Annotated in this window: 11 protein-coding genes and 1 pseudogene; 5 read left to right on the top strand and 7 right to left on the bottom strand. The window is 60.1% G+C overall.

Annotation, left to right across the window (positions count from 1 at the left end):
* Positions 1-54: 54 nt before the first annotated feature.
* From SM755_RS03755 to SM755_RS03735, 5 genes and pseudogenes are all read left to right on the top strand, one after another.
* The gene (locus SM755_RS03755) at positions 55-660 is read left to right on the top strand and encodes a chemotaxis protein CheC (RefSeq protein ID WP_006109569.1); all 606 of its coding nucleotides are present in this window, start codon (positions 55-57) and stop codon (positions 658-660) included.
* Complete coding sequence (locus SM755_RS03750; RefSeq protein ID WP_323171502.1) at positions 657-2,015, top strand: chemotaxis protein CheC; 1,359 nt, start codon at positions 657-659, stop codon at positions 2,013-2,015. Before SM755_RS03755 ends, SM755_RS03750 begins: the two co-directional genes overlap by 4 nt.
* Positions 2,012-2,533: a chemotaxis protein CheD gene (locus tag SM755_RS03745; protein WP_006664100.1), complete on the top strand. Its 522-nt coding sequence runs from the start codon at positions 2,012-2,014 to the stop codon at positions 2,531-2,533. The genes SM755_RS03750 and SM755_RS03745 overlap by 4 nt, the downstream gene beginning before the upstream one ends.
* Positions 2,530-3,378, top strand: a pseudogene (locus SM755_RS03740) (protein-glutamate O-methyltransferase CheR); the annotation flags it as partial. The gene SM755_RS03745 and the pseudogene SM755_RS03740, both read left to right, overlap by 4 nt.
* A 335-nt stretch (positions 3,379-3,713) precedes the next feature.
* Complete coding sequence (locus tag SM755_RS03735; protein WP_323171501.1) at positions 3,714-5,036, top strand: hypothetical protein; 1,323 nt, start codon at positions 3,714-3,716, stop codon at positions 5,034-5,036.
* A 14-nt stretch (positions 5,037-5,050) separates the two neighbouring features.
* Here SM755_RS03735 and SM755_RS03730 read toward each other — a convergent pair whose 3' ends face one another.
* From SM755_RS03730 to SM755_RS03700, 7 genes are all read right to left on the bottom strand, one after another.
* Positions 5,051-5,827, bottom strand: coding sequence for a hypothetical protein (locus SM755_RS03730; RefSeq protein ID WP_323171500.1), 777 nt, complete (start codon positions 5,825-5,827; stop codon positions 5,051-5,053).
* Complete coding sequence (locus SM755_RS03725; protein WP_323171499.1) at positions 5,824-6,324, bottom strand: hypothetical protein; 501 nt, start codon at positions 6,322-6,324, stop codon at positions 5,824-5,826. The genes SM755_RS03730 and SM755_RS03725 overlap by 4 nt, the downstream gene beginning before the upstream one ends.
* Positions 6,321-7,121, bottom strand: a complete 801-nt coding sequence (locus tag SM755_RS03720) for a hypothetical protein (RefSeq protein WP_006664105.1) — start codon at positions 7,119-7,121, stop codon at positions 6,321-6,323. The genes SM755_RS03725 and SM755_RS03720 overlap by 4 nt, the downstream gene beginning before the upstream one ends.
* A gap of 74 nt (positions 7,122-7,195) precedes the next feature.
* Positions 7,196-7,855 carry a hypothetical protein gene (locus SM755_RS03715; RefSeq protein ID WP_323171498.1) on the bottom strand — a complete coding sequence of 220 codons (660 nt, stop codon included), beginning with the start codon at positions 7,853-7,855 and terminating at the stop codon, positions 7,196-7,198.
* A 4-nt stretch (positions 7,856-7,859) separates the two neighbouring features.
* Entirely contained in the window at positions 7,860-8,486 is a 627-nt protein-coding gene (locus SM755_RS03710; RefSeq protein ID WP_323171497.1) for a hypothetical protein, read from the bottom strand.
* Position 8,487: 1 nt separating this feature from the next.
* Entirely contained in the window at positions 8,488-10,542 is a 2,055-nt protein-coding gene (locus SM755_RS03705) for a type II secretion system F family protein (protein WP_323171496.1), read from the bottom strand.
* Positions 10,539-14,741 carry an ATPase, T2SS/T4P/T4SS family gene (locus tag SM755_RS03700; protein WP_323171495.1) on the bottom strand — a complete coding sequence of 1,401 codons (4,203 nt, stop codon included), beginning with the start codon at positions 14,739-14,741 and terminating at the stop codon, positions 10,539-10,541. The genes SM755_RS03705 and SM755_RS03700 overlap by 4 nt, the downstream gene beginning before the upstream one ends.
* Positions 14,742-14,962: the final 221 nt, after the last annotated feature.

Below are 14,962 nucleotides of genomic sequence, written 5' to 3'. Positions count from 1 at the left end.
AGAACCGGTTGCGGTTGCAGACGCAGACACTGACGCATATCGACGGAGGAATTCATGACGCTGATGGTCGACATTCGGAAACTGAGTTTCATTAACGAAATGGCAAAGGTCGGGACGAACGGCGTCGCCGACAACATGACCAAACTGACCGGGGAGGACGCCCAGATGGAGGTGATGAAGACGAACTTTATCGATGTCGACGACATCGATTCGCAACTCGAACCCGGCAAGCGAGTCGGGGTGCGCGTTCGCCTTCTCAACCCGCCACACGGACACATTCTCATCCTGTTCCCGGAAGAGAGCGCGAAGAAGATCACGGCGATCATGCTCAACGATGTCGTCGATGATATGTCCGATGTCTCCGGAAAGATGGCCAGAAGCGCCGTCGAGGAGATGGGGAACATGATGGCGAGCGGCTTCATCGACGGCTGGGCCGACGTGATGGGGCGGATGATCGATACCGCGGCACCGCAGCTCGTCTACGCTCCCGGCGAAGAAATCGTCACCCGGACGGCCGGGCTCGGAAACGACGACCTCGCCCTGTTCTTCGACTCGGATCTGACGGTTCCGAGCTACCAGATCGAGGCCGAGATCTACGCGTTCCCGGACCTAGAAGAGTTCGTCGAACTGGTCAACGGTATCGACGTGCAAACCGCATGAAACTCGACGTCAACGCACTCGGGACGTTCTACCGAATGGCTCGAGAGGGGGCCGGCCTGGCAGCGGGGCGGTTGACACACATGACTGATGTCGAGACGCGGGCTGGCGTGACGAAACTCAACTTCATGCGCGGCCGAGAGATCCGGCGCGACTTCGAGGATTCGACATCGAAAGTCGGCGTTCGGGTCGAACTCACCGGGGCGATCGAGGGCTACTCGGTCATCGTCTTCGAGCGCGAGAACGCCCTGCGGATCGTCGAGAGCCTCCTCGAGGAGTCAGCTACGGACACGGACACGGAGTCCGAACTCTCGGGCGAGGCCGGTGAACTCGACGAGTTCAACGAGATGACCCGCAGCGCTGCGACGGAGGTTGGAAACATCATGAACAACGGGTTCATCGACGGCTGGGCCGACGTGCTCGAAACCGTTATCGATGTCTCGACGCCGGAGTTCGTCGAGGGGCGCTCGGCGGATACCTTCTTCGACGAGGTCGAGAAGGCACCTGCGGGTGACGACCTCGCGTTGCTCTTTCAGAGTCAGATCGAGACGGTCGAGACCCAGGTCGGGTTCAGCCACTATCTGTTTCCCGAACGCGAGTCGATGGCGGCGTTGCTCGATCGGCTCCGGACCAGCGGCGGTATCGAGTACGACAAGCTCGACGGCTTCGACCGGATGGCCGAACGCGGTGCCGAAGAGGTTGCCAAGACGGCGACGACGCTGACCGGCATCGATACGAGCGTCGAGATTCGCCGGCTCAATTTCGTTTCCCTGGAGACGATTCCCGAACAGGTACCCGACGAGCGACTCGTCGGCGTCGCATTCGAGTTCGACGGCGTGCCAAGTGGCTACCTCTTATTCCTGTTCGACGAGGAATCCGCAAACGAAATCGTCGACGCCATGGTGCCGACGGGGGCTGGTGACACGGAGGGGACGGAGGGCTTCGGCCAGATGGGCCAGAGCGCAATCCAGGAGCTGGGAAACATTATGGCGAGTGGGTTTCTCGACGGTTGGGCGAACGTGCTCGATACGACGATCGACCACTCGACGCCCGAGTTCATCCACGATATCGGGGCTGCGGCCGTCGATCCAGTCGTGATCCAACTCGGCGAGGACCAGGAGTTCGCGTTCGTCTTCGATACTGTTATCGTGGCCGCCGGACGCGAATTCGACTGTGAAGTCTATGCGATTCCGGACGAGTCCGACCTCGAACGGGCGCTAAACGATCTCGACGTGGACCGGATCGAAGAGGAACCGACGACGGCCGAATTCCAGAACGTTACCGGTACCGGTACCGGTACTACCGGCGGCGCTGGTACTGACACGAATACCGATACCGATACCGATACCGACACATGAAGACCTACGGCACAGAACCGGGCGCGCCGACGTCGGTTCAGGTCGGAATTTCCGAACTGACCGTCAGCGACGGCGACGATACACTCAAATCCTACGGGCTCGGGTCGTGCGTGGCGATCGCACTGTACGACCCTGAAACGGAGATTGGCGGTCTCGCCCACACCATGTTACCCGACGGCGACGAGGCTGAAAACAGCGACCGCAAACCCGGCAAGTACGCAGATACCGCTATCCGGGCCCTTCTGCGACGCATGGTCGAACGCGGTGCAAGCTACACCACCGTCGAGGCGAAACTCGCCGGCGGCAGCGACATGTTCGAGTTCGATAGCTTCGGTGACGGCGTCGGCAAGCGCAACATCGACGCCGCCAAAGCTGAACTCGAGAAGTTAGGCGTCCCGCTCGTCGCGTCGGATCTCGGCGGCGACCGCGGCCGAACCGTCGAGTTCACTCCCGAAACGGGAACCCTGCTCGTGAAAAGTTCTGACGAGAACGGCAATCAAGGTGTGACGGAACTATGAGCGGTGGTACCGACGTCGACCCCGCTGACGTTCGTGGTGATCCCGAGCAATTCGCTGCCCTGATCGGCTACGTCGAGGACGAACTCGCGTTCGCGACGAGTCACTACAACGACAGTTATCTCGACCGACGGGTCGCTTCGCGGATGCGCCGAACGCGCAGCGACACGTATCTCGGGTATCTCGAGACATTGCGCTCCGACCCGGACGAACGGGAGGCGCTGCTCGGGGCGTTGAGCATCAACGTAACCGGCTTTTTCAGGAACCCCGAAGTCTGGGACGGAATCCGGAAGATCCTTCGCCACTACAGCGCCGTGGGAGACGACGAGCCGATCCGAGTCTGGAGTGCCGCCTGTGCAGACGGCCGCGAACCGTACTCGCTATCGCTGCTCGCACACGCCGATCCGGCGATCGATGCCGAGCGGGTCGAGATTCTCGGAACGGATATCAGTGTCCCCGCACTGGAGACGGCCCGGACGGGCATCTACGAGGAACCACGCACCGTCGACCTGGGTGACCAACTGTCGTTTCTCGACGACTACGGACCCTCCGATCAGTACATCCAGCAACGCGACCGCACCTACCGAGTCGATGAGACGATTCGCCGCTCCGTCTCGTTCGAACGACACGACTTGATCAACGACGCTCCCAAATCCGGATTCGAACTCGTCGTCTGCCGAAACCTGTTTATTTACATCGACAACGCCTACAAACGGCCGATGTTGGAGACGATCGCCCGATCGCTCACGCCGGGTGGCTATCTGGTAATCGGGAAGGCAGAGACGATTCCACCGACGCTCAAATCCGCCTTCGAGGTCCGTGATGCCCGCCTTCGAATCTACCAGCGGGGCGATGCTCAACAGACTCGCCAGAAACCGACCCAGACACAATCGGCCGGCAACGAGGGTGACACCGATACGGCTGGTGACGCGGCTCTGGCGACGAACACAGATTCCGCAGCCGACAGCGAGACAGACACCACCGACGACGCCGACGATGCCAACGATGCCGACGGCGATACCGATTCTGACTCCGAAATCGACGCCGAGACCGCTGTCGTCGAGCCAACGGGCGGCTCGGAGTAAGAGCCGAGTGACAGTGCGCGTGAGATCCGTCCTCCACACCTGAGAGTAGTCGAGCGTTACATGATCCTCCACCGAGTACGCTCTCCCGAGACAGATTCATGACTGGCGCTGCGCTTCAGTCGTTCATCGCTCGATCACAGTCCGTGATCGACTCCTCGCCGCCAACCGACCGCCCCTCGACACGCGTCTGGCTCGTCGATCCCCTCCTCGAAACGCTCGGCTGGAACGTCCACGCAGACTCGTGTACGACCGATACGACTATCGACGGCACGCCACTCGAGTATGTCCTCGAAATCGACGGCGTCCCCGCCTTCCTCGTCGCCGTCGAACCAGCCGCGGCCACACTCGACCAATCCCGCGCCGTCTCCCTCCTCGAAACGATGACCTGGAGCGGTATCGACCGCGCTCTCTACACGAACGGCCACGAGTTCATCTGGCTTGCCGACAGTACTGGAACCACTGGCACCGGTACCGACACCGACACCGACACCGTCTCCGTCGGCGTCGACCACCTCGTCTGTGACCTCGCCTCGCTCGCCGACCACGCCACCTCAGTCGATCACTTCACCCGATCGACCATCGCCCAGCAACTCGACCCCAGCGCTCGCTCCGCAGTCGCCCGGCAACTCGCCCTCGAGCGCCGGGCAGTCGTCGACGCCCTCGTCGCTGAACTCGTTTCGACGACGCGGTCGGAAGGCGACAGGGCTGACGAACTCGAGGCGTTAACGGATCGATTCGTCGAACAGCTCATCGTGGTGTTTGCGGACGATGACAGCCATGTAGCGACAGCTAGCGAAGACTCGGCCGAAATATCGTTTCAGTTTACCGACTCGTCAACGGCTGACTCGTCAACGGCTGACTCGTCAACGGCTGACTCGTCAACGGCTGACTCGTCAACGGCTGACTCGTCAACAACCGACGAGGAGACGCCAGGAACGAGGACAGGGACAGCGACACCGGATGCGAAAGGCTCGTCGACTAATAGTGGCACCGATCGCCCGGCAGAGACGACGGAGTCAGAGACCGAAACAGTCGATATCGAAACTGAATCCGGCACCGAGACGGAAACCGAAACTACCGACGGCGACGGCAGCTACGTCGTCCGGTTTTTCAATGACCGCGGTTCGATCGGCGCAATCGGCCATTCGAGTTCACGCCAGGCGCTCGTTCAGGCGGCGGAGTACCTCTTCGAACGCGGACTGAGTGGTGTTGCCGTGCCGTGGCAGCCGCCGGATGGCGAGCGGACGGTCCTGAACGATGAGCCAATCGTCGCCGATGGGTCTCCGATGGAGTCGCCACAGCAACTCTCGAACGGACTGTATCTCGAAACGGCGGGCACTGCCGACGAGCACGCTGCTCGTGTCGAGTCCCTTACGGCACGGGCCGGCTTACGAGCGATGCTGACGGAAGCGTGGGCATAGCACAGTCTCTCATATCAGTACTCGATCGTCGCCTCAACGACCGTCACGAGCACTTCATCGACGCTGTCACACACGCCGTTATTCCAGCCGTTGCGCTCGAGAACGCCCTCTTCCCAGGCGCGTTCGGCTGATGACTCCTCAACGTCGATCGAGACATCCTCCGAAACGTCGATAATCTCGACGGTCCGATCAGTGGGAGTCATCGTAAACTGGAGTCCATCACTGCTCTGGATCGACCGCTCGGTCGCATTGAGCGCCACCAGCGAGATTACTGCTCGATCGCGTTCAGGCGAACACATCACCTGCGGCTGTCTTACGACTGCACTGCCGGTCTCGCCCTCTCGAACGACGGCACCGCCATCGTAGGCGATCGTCTCCGAGCCGGCCGCGTATCTGAACTCGCCGAGCGTCACGGTCTCCGTATCGGGATCGTAGAACTCGCTACCGTATCGGTTTGTGATCGGGGTTCCATCGACGGAGACGTTCAGTTCGGTTCCGCCGCTTCCGGTCGTCACCGTCCCCTCTCGTAACGAGAGTTCACTATCGCGTTCTTCGATCCCACTGTACTGTAAGACGTCGTTGAAGTTCTCCGCGAGGGCGTCCATCGCCCGCTCGGCGTTTCGCAACTGTTCGTTTTCCTGATAGTCTTCCATCGCCTGGAAGCCGGTCACCGAGAGGAGCGCGACGGACGAGAGGATGATTCCGAAGACGAGGATAAACGCGACGACTTCGGAAATCGCGCGCTCGTCGGTGTGGAACGAACGCGGCGGGTTTGGATCGTGCCCGTTCATCGGTTCCCACCGTCGATCGTCAGGGTGTTCCCATCGGCGCTGATCTCGATCGTTCCACCCGGCGCTGAACTCTCGTCGATATCTAATTCGGTGACGACAACGGGAACGTAAACGACAGTATCGGCCCCGTTCGACGTGAGTTTGACACAGTCCGTTTCGCCATCCAGAAGCGGTGCCTCGCAGTTTTCGGCTATCTCGACGGTGTATCCGGAGTTCGCGACCGTTCGTGGGTGGGACGCTCTGATCGTCACGGTATCGTCGCCAAGCCGGTCGACGCTTTCAATTTCACCGGCAATCCGCTCACCGATCGTCTCTAATGAGTGCTCTGCAGACCGATCCGTCTCCGTATCGAGCAACCCGCCAGCACTGGTGAGTAAGAGCGCGATCAAGATGGTCGTGATCCCGATCGTCAACACGTGCGTGACGGCGATCGACATCCCCCGATCGGTATCGCTCCGTTCGAGGGAATGGGTGGCGGAACTGGAATCGAAACTCATGTGCCGCCTCCGTAGACCGAGACATCGTCTGTTTGCTCGAACGAGACTGTGTTCGATTCGTAGGTTATCGTGGCCGTTACTGCCCACGCACCGTTGTGTGTGTTCAGCCTGGTATCCAGGCTATTGTCCCCTTTCGCGACGAGTTCGTATGTCCCATCGACGTTCGAGCCGACGGTGACGGTCACGTCGTCGTATTCCGTGTCGGGATCGAACACCTGCGGAACGTCCGATCGAGAGGTTCCATTGACCGTGCCAGCGACAAGATCGATTCGTGCAGGAGTCGACCCGACCGTTCCGCTGTCGATCCTCGTCGAGTCGGTCGAGTTGTCGATAACTATTCCATCGCCGTTGAACTCCTCGATCTCGAGGACGAAGTGGCCGACCTGCGCGTTGTGATCGTCGGCAGAGATGTTCCCACCGTTGAGATCGTCAACATCTCCAGTTGCACCCGTCGCCTCACTGGCCGGGCTCGATTCGATACCAATATCGGTCATCACAGCGCCCCCACTCGCCGTTACGTTCCGGAAGAGCGATGGATAGCCGTTGATGCTATAGTCATCATCATCGAGATTAGATCGATGCACGATCCCAGCCACACCGTTTTCGAGTTCATACTGGGTCACCTCGACATCGGCAGCGCTCTGGCTGGTTGAACTCGAAGAGATGGTTTCGGTGTAGAGAACGCCGTTGAAGACGACGACGATACCGAGGATGATGAACGCGAGTGCGATAGCGCCGATGAGGATGATCTGGCCCCGGCCGTGGCGTTGCTGCTGATCACCGGGAGATCCTTGCACGGGTTGAACACGGTTACGAGTCCGCTTCCGTTTCTGAGTCCGGGACCGATTCTGGGATTCGGTAGGCTGGTCCGCTACCATACGACCAGTCGCACCTCCACAACGTTGTAGACCGAACCATCAACGCCTTCTGCGGGAGGAATCACGGGTTCCTCGTTCTCCGAATCCGATGCAAACTCCTCGAGTGTTTGGTCGTTAGCTGGCGTAACGTACTGGTCATCATACAAAGTCACAGTATAACTTGCTGTAATCGCGTCTGCCGACGGACTCCCCTGATAGACTGCCGTCTTGTGTTCGGTCTCGATCTCAGTTCCGTCCGTGTAGTGGAACTCGAGGTTGTAGTTCCACCCCTGATTCGCGAACCGTTGGTTCAGAATCCCACCCAGAACGGAAGCGTTCTCTAGGTCGTTCTGCGTGAACGTCTCGTGATCCTCACCAGGTGCAACAGACCCGTTTGTACCTGCAAAGCCGCCGTCTTCGTCCCAGTGGCGGAGCAACGCTGAGACGTTCTCGTCGTGGTCGGCGACGACAAGTGCATCCTGCGCTTCCTGTTGGACCTGCGACTGGACCGATCGGTCGGTCAGTCCGCCGGATGATGGCGTGATGACCACCGACTGGAGCGCAAAGAGGACGGCCAGCAGCACGACCATCGCGCCGATGAACCCCTCGAGCGTGTAGGCTTGACCGCGATCGGTGTGCGCTGCGTCCGTGAGTGGTGACTGCCGGTTCCTCATACGGTCACCACGTCCTCACGACGAGTCTACACGCTGGCTCACAGTCACCGTCGTCGAGGATCCCCTCTTCATCGGCCACCGTAACGATTCTCGCGGCACTTGCTGCTGACTGATTGTTGTACGTCTCTCCGGCAGCCAGTGCCGTCGAGTTCACGTACTGTTCGTCGGGTGGTCCATCGGTAAGCGTCTCAACGCTTACGTTTACCCGATCGAAAGCCACCGTTTCACCCCCGTTCTCACTCGCACGCAATCCGAGTTCAGTTCGCAACTCCGCGGCCGAGCGTCCCGCATAGCGGTCTTCGAACTCGCTGGCATTGATCTCGTTTGGCCGGTCACTATCGGAGAGGTTCGTGACGACCTGGTCTGCGATTCGGTCGGCCTGTGCGATCTCCGCACCGCCGGCCGACGAATCGAACGGCGTGATCAGCGAGGGGAGAAACGAGAACACGAACGCCATCGCCAGAATGAAGATCCCGATCCCGACCACGAAGTCCTGCGTGGTCTGTCCACGCTGTCCGCGGGTTAGAGACCGGCGTTCGATTCCGGTTCCGATTCCGATTCCGATCCCAGTTTGCGATCTCGTTCTCGTTCCAGCCTCGATCGAACTCGTTTCTGTCCGTTTCCCGAACATGTCAGGCCACCATCGTCCAGCCGAGAAGAGCGATCGTCGCCAGGATGATCGCGTATTTGAGCCCGCTCAGTACGTCCGCATCGCGGATATAGCCACAGATGAATCCGGAGATGATCCCCTGCAGCGTCACCGCGTGGAAAAACAGCGCCGACAGCATATCGATCTGGATATTGTCGCTCAGGTCGGCCTGTGCGAGTTCACTGTTGGCCTCGCCGGCACCGCCGCTGTTGGTTTCGAGACCGGCCATCGTATCGATGAACTGCGTCTTGAGGATCGCGATTACGGCGAGGACGGTCAGGAACGTCATGACGATGATGACGACCTGCATCCGGGTGCGGGACTTGCGCTCGCGTTCGATGTCGTCGTGATTTTCGCTCGCGCTTGCGGCCGTCCGGAGCACGTCCGTAATCTGGTTCGAGGCCTCCTGTGCCTCCGTGATGAGCCGGGTCGTCCGGGCGAGTCGCGGAATGTGGTACTTGTTGTTGAACTCGATGAGCGCCGACTTCAGACTCGTCCCGTAGTTGACTTTCGTGTGCATGAGTTCGAACTCGCGGGCGAGTTTGCCACTCGTCGTGTCGGCGACGGACTTGAACGATTCGAGGAGTGTGAGACCAGTATCGTTCGCACTCGAGAGTTTCCGTAGGTCTTCCGAGAGCGTGTTGACGACGGTATTTCGGTGGCGGACGTTCCACTCGCGGAAGATCGAGAGCGGGATCGCAACGATATAGAACGGAATGTAGACGTAGATGACGGTTCCCCAGATGACGTTATCGAGCAGGGCGCTCCACGAGAGTGGTGCGGAACCGGTCATCATCGCCGTCGTCACGACGACAAGCGCCAGTGGGATCGTAAGCGCGACCGTGTACAGCGGGTTATCCCTGAAGAAGATGTGCGGTCGCTTTACGACCGCTATCGTTTCGTGGGTCCCCTCTCGGTTCTTGATTCGGTCGAAGACGCTGTGTTCGCCGGTGAACTGTTCGACGAGACCGAGATTGAGCAGTCCCTGTTCCGCCTTGCTCTCGACGTATCTGTTGCCGGTCGTATTCGAGAGGTAACCGTCGCCGGGCTCGTCGTGTTTGACCGTCGAGACCAGTATGAGGAACCCGACCCCGGTGAGCGGAATCAGCCCGTAGACGGTCATGTACAGCATGTTATTGGTGACATCCGCCTGTGGAATCATCTGCATCACGACCATGATGATGATGAGCAAGAGCGGAAACAGCGACAGCGTCATGTACATCTCCCCGAAGAGTTCGAGCGTCTCGAGGGTGAGTTCCTGTTCCTGCTTGGCCGTGCGCATGTGCTTTTCTTTCTTGTCTTCGAGGAAACTCTCCATGTCGCCGCCGCTGTTGACGATCGAGAGCATATCTGTCAGGAACTGCGAGAGTTCGTCACTCGGCGTTTCGATCGCCTGAGTGCGGATCGCGGTCCGGTAGTCGACGTCGAAGTACTCGGTTTCCTTGACGATGCTCTGGAACTCCTTTGCGACCTCGCCGTAGGTGTCGTCGGCCTGGGCCATCGCGTCGATGATCTCGAGTTGGTTTAGTCCGCCGACTGACAGCGCGTACATGAACGAGACGGAGTCGGTCAGCAACATGTTGATCTCGCGCTTGCGTGCCGATGCGCGCGAGTACGGGATCGCAGTGAGCGAGCCAAAGCCGAGTGCAAAGCCGATCGTCCCGAATATGATCCCGGTGATGAAGACGAGCGCCGGCACTCGGAGCGCCTCGATAATCGCGAGTAGCGTATCGTTCCCGACGGGGAACCCGATGATGGTATCGACGGCGATCAGCCCAGTCGCAAAGAGCGTATACCCGAGTGTGAGACCAATCAGCCACAGTGCAAGGCCACTGATGAACCCGATGCCGAGCGCGCGAGAGAGATAGAGTTCAACTGTGTCGGTCATTCGGGCCTGGGCGAGTTTCGTCTCGACGTCGGCGACGAACTCGCTGTCCTCGCCGAAGAGACGGCTATACAGCGGATAGAACGTTTCACCGAGGATATCGGATCCGCCGGCAACACTTTCGGAGTCGCCCGTATCGGTTTGCAGGCTCATTCGTCGCTCGCCTCGTCTTCGTCGGTTTGGCTGGCGGGTTCAGTCGGGGACTCGTCGTCCGTATCGGCACTCGTCTCGTCCTCGGCGGCGAAAATACTCGATTCGGATTCGGTCGTTCGTTCTGGATCAAACATCGACCCGTCGTCGGAATCGGCGCGACTATCGTCCTCGTCGTCGCTAAAGACCGACTCCGATTGCTCGCCGAAGATCGAGTTCGATGTGTCGCCGGTCTCGTTCGCGCTCGGATCAGCGGTTCGGTCTCCCGTCTCTACGGCCCTCTCCCTCTCACTGTCCGTGTCTGCGTCGGTGTCTGTATCCGTGTCCGCACCCGCGTCAGCGGCTGATTCGATCGTCGACTCGTCGAACGTCACTACGTCGCCTGTGTCACCTGCGTCGCCTGTTTGATCGTCCTCCGTTCCGTTATCAGGGGTCGAAGACGGCGCTGACGGATCTGGACCGGGATTGGACTCGGAATCTGGCCCAGGGTCCGCAGTCGCCTCGTGTTCGTATTCGTACTCGTCTGACCGGTCCTGATCTGACGCCGAATCGGGCGACCCCGTCGAAACATCCGTCGTCGGTCCAGGCCCTCGCTCTTCGACCGGTGTCCCAGAGCCGAGTTCGATCGACGGAACGGCGCTTTCGGGAACCGTCGGCTGCCCCGATTCTGTCGCCTCGTCGGCAGCAGTCGAGTCAGCGGCTGTTTGGTCGGCCTCCGCAGACGCTGACCCTGGCCCTGACCCTGATCCTGACTGCGCGTTCGGCTCCGTTACCGACTCGTCGGTAGTCCGGCGGTCGCCCTCGGCTCCATTCGGATCGGCCGATCCGCTCGGCGATTGTGACGACGCCTCGTTGGTTTCGCCACCTGCCGTGTCGTCCATCGAACCCGGATCTGGACCCGAACCCGGATCTGGATCGAACACGTCATCGAACTCGTCGCCGGCGAACACCTCATCCGTCGCAGTTGTATCGACGGTCCGATCCCCTGACTCCGCACCCGCAGTAGCCGATTCGAGTTCATCGAGCGTCTCGCCCATGTCGTCGAAGAGACCGCCCAGATCACCGTCGGCATCGTCGGACGGGAAGACGGTAACGTCGCCCGTCTCTCCGGAACCGGACTCCGTTGCTCCGGCGGTCCCATCGCTCCAGGCCGGCGCTTCGCCCGCAGCGAACTCGTCTGCTGTCTTCAGGCTGTCTATCTCGGGGGATGTCGAGTTCGCAGACGCGGGTTCAGTCGTCGTGTCGGTTCCGGTGCTGGTGCCGGTGCCAGCCTCAGTTCCGGGGCTGACACCGGGATCGGCCGCTCCGGTGTCCGCACTAGCCCCGTCACCGGTGCCCGCACTGGCACCACTGCCAGCAGTCGTCTCGGCGGTCGTCGCCTCGATACCAAACCCGCTGCTGTCCGTCTCTGCGAACCAGTCCGGTTCGTCGTCGTCCGCACCCATCGCCATCGTCGCCGCCGTATCCGCAAAGTCGGTCGCGCCGTCGCCGAACGTCCACTCCTCCGCGATGCCGTCCTCGATACCGCTCTCGAAGTCGAACTCGTCGTCCGTTCCGTCGACTTCGATCGGGTCTTCGTCGGCGACTTCTCCGAGTGCGCTCGCGAGACCGCTCGGCACCTTCCCGCGATAGTCTTCGAACAGCGACTCCTCGGCTCGCTCGAGGAGGTCCATCGAGAGGTTGTACGTTTCGGAGGTCGAATCCGGGCGCGGAACGAGTTCTTCTTTCTCCTGGTCGACGTCGATCAGGACGCTTTCCATCTCCCGGAGGTCGTCGAGGCTCTCCTCGAGTTGGCCGTTCGCGATGAGCGTCAGGATTGTATCGGGATCGTTGATGAACGCCTGGACCGTCGCGGCGACCTCGGCGTAGGTGTTGAGACCGTTCTTGATGAGGTAGGCGAGGATGACCTCGCGTTTGAACAGTTCTTCCTCGAGTTTCTCCGTGCTCCAGCCGCGGTCGAACTGGATCTCCTCTAAGGTGTTCGAGTCCCCCATCTTGAGGAACTCGTCCGTTTCGGCCTGCCACTGATAGACGTCTTGAACGTTGATCTCGTCGTGTTCGGCCTCGTAGTGGTTGATCTCCGTGAGCGACTTGTTCCGGCGGACCTTCCGGCCCTGGACCCGGGTCTGGGTCTGAATCGAGACCAGATCCAGGGCGGTGAACATCGTCTTCGAGACATTGATCGGGTCCGTCGTGAATCGCTTTAACACCTCGTCGACGGAGTCCGCGTGGAACGTGGTGTAGGTCGTGTGTCCCGTCGACATGACCTGGAACAGCGTCCGCCCCTCCTCACCGCGGATCTCGCCCATCACGATGTAGTCAGGCCGTTGGCGGAGGGCGGCTTCGAGCAGATCGAACTCGTCGACATCGCCCTGCTCGTCGTCGGCGAACGAGGGGCGAGTGACGCTTGCAATCCAGTTGCGCTGTGGCAATTCGACCTCGCGAGTGTCCTCGATCGAGACGATCTTTGCGCTGCTCGGGATGAACAGCGAGACCGCGTTGAGGGAGGTCGTCTTCCCGGATGCGGTACCCCCGGCGAAGATCAGGCTCTTGTGATTCTCGATCGCGAGCCAGAGGAACGCCATCTCGTCCAAGCTGAAGGTGTTCCAGTTGATGAGGTCGATCGGGGTAAACGGCACGTCCTTGAACTGACGGATGGTGTAGTTCGTCCCGTGATCGGACACCTCCTGACCGAGCGTCAGTTGCGCACGCGAGCCGTCCGGCAGCGTCGCGTCGACCTGCGGCAGCCGTTTACTGATGCCCTTGCCCGATCGCTGGGCGAGTTTGACGACGAAGTCGTCGAGTTCATCTTTGCCGTGGTAGATGTTTGAGATGATCTGTTCGTACTCGGAGTGATAGACGAAGACGGGCGAGTTGTAGCCGTCGACGGAGATGTCCTCGACGTTGATGTCGTGTTTGATCCCGTCGATGCGCTCGTAGCCGATGAAGTTTCGTTTGAGGAAGTACAGGAGCTTCTCGACCTGGTACTCGTTTAGCGTGTCCGGGTCCTCCGCGAGGAGGATCGGTTCCGGACGGACCTCGATGCCCTCGAGTTGGTTCTGGGAGAGGGCTACGTCGTCCGCCGTCTCCTCGTCTTCATCTTCGTCTGTATCGGCATCGTCATCATCGTCCAGCAGCGTCTGGACGGTCTCCAGAAGCCCCGCTTTCTTGCTCCCCGACTGCTTCTCGAAGAGGTCGTAGCGCTTTAACAACTGTCGCGTTTCGTCCTCGATGACGACCCGGCGGCCGTCCTCGTTTGCCTTTTCCTTGACGCCGTCATCGGAGTACTTGATCGCTTTCCTGAGTTTGCCCGAGAGGAACTCCTGGAGTTCCACCTCGATCTCGTTCAGGTACGGCTCGACCATGTAGTATTTCTTCTCGTTTTCCTTCTCGGAGTGGAAGACGACGACGAAGGCGTAGGGTTTGTTCACCCAGTAGCGCTCGACCTCTCGAAAGTGCGTCTTCTTCTCGAACGGCACCGTCTTCTCGAGGTCGTAGCGATTGCTGACCGTCGTGTTCCCGGCTGCGGTCGAGAAGAACTCGTCCTCGTCGATGTCTTCCTGGATGTTGACGGTCCGTTCCTCGACGATGTCATCGAGTTCCATCGCGATATCGTCGGCGATCGAGAGCCGATCCTCGAGCGTGTCGGGATCGAAGCCGAGGGCTTCTTCTTTGTCGTGGCGAACGATGTCACCCTCGTCATCGTGGGGCCGGTTTCCGTCTTCGTAGTAGTACTCCCACTTGTAGTGCTCCCAGGTCCAGACGTCTTTGACGACCGGCGTCGTCTCCGGGTCGACGTACTCCAAGAACGGCGTCTCGAGAGCGTCGGCGTTCGATCCGGCGATCGGCAATACCCGGTCGACTAACTCCTCGGGCTGGTAGCCGAGATACGGCTTCGGATCGAACGAAACGCGATCCCAGTCTCCGTCCGAAGGGACCGCCGGCTCCGGTTTCTCGTCGGTGTCGAGACCGAGTTGATCCGTCGGCTCGTCGGTGTCCCGCACAGCCGAATAGAGCGTCGAAACCTCGTCCCCGTACCCATACTCCTCCATAAAATCCGCCCACGTATACTCGCCGACACGAACGCCGGATCCCGAACCGGCATCCGACTCGTCGGAGTCCACGTCCCCCGACCCAGATGCAGACGTCCCAGCCGCAGACGCCTGTTTTGCATCCGGTTGGTCGGCTTCGTCAATAGCCATTGCACCTACCCTCTCAGTCACCCTTCAAAAAATTCATCCGCTCATTACCATATCTGATAACTTGGGAAGTCAAGGAATCAACATGTGCTCCGATACGGGTGTCTCCGTTCGGAACTCGTGGATGTGTCTCCCACATGCATTATTGATAGATGAATTATCTATCCGCGGTCACTACCCGCCGTGCCACCCGAAGCCAGTTTGATATACGCCCCGCACAGGAC

The organism is Natrialba sp. PRR66, assembly GCF_034808065.1.
GTDB lineage: Archaea > Halobacteriota > Halobacteria > Halobacteriales > Natrialbaceae > Natrialba > Natrialba aegyptia.
Note: the sequence above shows the minus strand (reverse complement) of the source record. Positions and strands in the feature narration are given on the sequence as shown.

Bases quoted from the DNA above. Each gene is read 5' to 3' on its own strand.
- SM755_RS03735 (WP_323171501.1), top strand. From the start codon at position 3,714: ATGACTGGCGCTGCGCTTCAGTCGTTCATCGCTCGATCACAGTCCGTG.
- SM755_RS03710 (WP_323171497.1), bottom strand. From the start codon at position 8,486: ATGTTCGGGAAACGGACAGAAACGAGTTCGATCGAGGCTGGAACGAGA.
- SM755_RS03725 (WP_323171499.1), bottom strand. From the start codon at position 6,324: ATGAGTTTCGATTCCAGTTCCGCCACCCATTCCCTCGAACGGAGCGAT.
- SM755_RS03750 (WP_323171502.1), top strand. From the start codon at position 657: ATGAAACTCGACGTCAACGCACTCGGGACGTTCTACCGAATGGCTCGA.
- SM755_RS03755 (WP_006109569.1), top strand. From the start codon at position 55: ATGACGCTGATGGTCGACATTCGGAAACTGAGTTTCATTAACGAAATG.
- SM755_RS03745 (WP_006664100.1), top strand. From the start codon at position 2,012: ATGAAGACCTACGGCACAGAACCGGGCGCGCCGACGTCGGTTCAGGTC.
- SM755_RS03730 (WP_323171500.1), bottom strand. From the start codon at position 5,827: ATGAACGGGCACGATCCAAACCCGCCGCGTTCGTTCCACACCGACGAG.
- SM755_RS03700 (WP_323171495.1), bottom strand. From the start codon at position 14,741: ATGGCTATTGACGAAGCCGACCAACCGGATGCAAAACAGGCGTCTGCG.
- SM755_RS03705 (WP_323171496.1), bottom strand. From the start codon at position 10,542: ATGAGCCTGCAAACCGATACGGGCGACTCCGAAAGTGTTGCCGGCGGA.
- SM755_RS03715 (WP_323171498.1), bottom strand. From the start codon at position 7,855: ATGAGGAACCGGCAGTCACCACTCACGGACGCAGCGCACACCGATCGC.